The sequence below is a fragment of the Rhizobacter sp. P3_B12 genome (assembly GCF_056402895.1).
This window is the reverse complement of record NZ_JBFUGN010001266.1, coordinates 1-1,460: the sequence shown is the minus strand read 5'-3', so window position 1 is coordinate 1,460 and position 1,460 is coordinate 1. Positions and strand designations below refer to the sequence as shown.

Sequence of the window (1,460 nt, the reverse complement as noted above, 5' to 3'; positions counted from 1 at the left end):
GCGCAGGTCCTTGTAGCGCTTGTAGTCGGCGTTCGCGAGTTCGAGGTTGGTCTGCGCCGCAGCGAGCGCCGCGCGGGCCGACTCCTGCGCCAGCTTCAGATCCTGCGGATCGAGCTGCGCGAGCACCTGCCCTGCCTTCACGGTGTCGCCCACGTTCGCCGTGCGGCGCGTGATCTTGCCGCCGACCCGGAAGCCCAGCTTCGATTCGGTGCGCGCCCGGATCTCGGCCGCGTACTCGCGGGTGCCGCCCGCGGCCCCGTTGGCGACGGTCAGCGTGCGGACCGCTCGCACCGGCTCGCCGGCAGGCTCGGTCTTGGAACAGGCGGCCAGGACGGCCACACTGGCCAAGGCAATGAACAGCGTGGATCGCATCGGAATCCTCTTCGAAGCGGTGAACGGGGCGGGAAATAGGGAATCGGGGGCTGATGTCAGTTACGGTACAACTGACTGACCGGTCAGTAATGTATTCGGGTCAATCCCAGGTGTCAAACCGTCCCTGGCATCTTTCGATGCGTCACGAGCGCCCGGGGCCGACCCAGCGACAATGCGCGCTGAATTGATCACGACCGACGATGACGCCCCAGCAATACGTGCAGGACAAGGCCGCCAAGAGCGGCTCGAGCTTCTACTACGCCTTCCTGTTCCTGCCACCGCCGCGGCGCGCGGCGATCACCGCGTTCTACGCCTTTTGCCGCGAGGTGGACGACGTCGTCGACGAAGTCCAGGACCCGGGCGTCGCCGCCACCAAGCTCGCCTGGTGGCGCAAGGAGACCGCCAGYGCCTTCGCCGGGCACGCCTCCCACCCGGTGATGCAGGCCCTGATGCCCCTCACCGCCGAATTCGGCATCCGCGCCGACCACCTCAACGCGGTGATCGACGGCTGCCAGATGGATCTGGAGCAGTCGCGCTACCTCGACTACCCCGGGCTGCAGCGCTACTGCCACCTGGTGGCCGGCGTGGTCGGCGAGGTCGCGGCCAGCATCTTCGGCCGCAGCACCGACCAGACGCTGCAGTACGCCCACAGGCTGGGCCTCGCGATGCAGCTGACGAACATCATCCGCGACGTCGGCGACGACGCCCGCCGCGGCCGCATCTACCTGCCGATCTCCGAACTGCAGCAGTTCGACGTGAAAGCGCATGAACTGCTCAAGCGCACCGCGCCGTGGGGCTACAGCGAGCGCTTCACCGCGCTGATGCGCTTCCAGGCCGAGCGGGCGCACCGCTGCTATGACGAGGCCTTCGCACTGCTGCCCGACGCCGATCGGGTCGCGCAGAAGCCCGGCCTGATGATGGCCAACATCTACCGCACGCTGCTGCGCGAGATCGAGGCCGGCGATTTCCAGGTGCTGCACCAGCGCGTCTCGCTGACGCCGATCCGCAAGCTGTGGATCGCCGCCCGCACCCACTGGAAGGGGCGCTGAGGCGCGCATCACCGCGGCGCTGGTCAAGCCAGTTTTCGC

1 protein-coding gene and 1 pseudogene are annotated in these 1,460 nt (G+C 67.9%); one reads left to right on the top strand and one right to left on the bottom strand.

The window, feature by feature from the left end; translation table 11 throughout:
• A pseudogene (locus AC1D01_RS34385) lies at nucleotides 1–372 on the bottom strand (efflux RND transporter periplasmic adaptor subunit); the annotation flags it as partial.
• Nucleotides 373–572: 200 nt separating this feature from the next.
• On the opposite strand from AC1D01_RS34385, the gene hpnD reads away from it, so the two are divergent.
• Nucleotides 573–1,421: a presqualene diphosphate synthase HpnD gene (hpnD, locus tag AC1D01_RS34380; protein ID WP_477873944.1), complete on the top strand. Its 849-nt coding sequence runs from the start codon at nucleotides 573–575 to the stop codon at nucleotides 1,419–1,421.
• The last annotated feature ends 39 nt before the right edge of the window (nucleotides 1,422–1,460 follow it).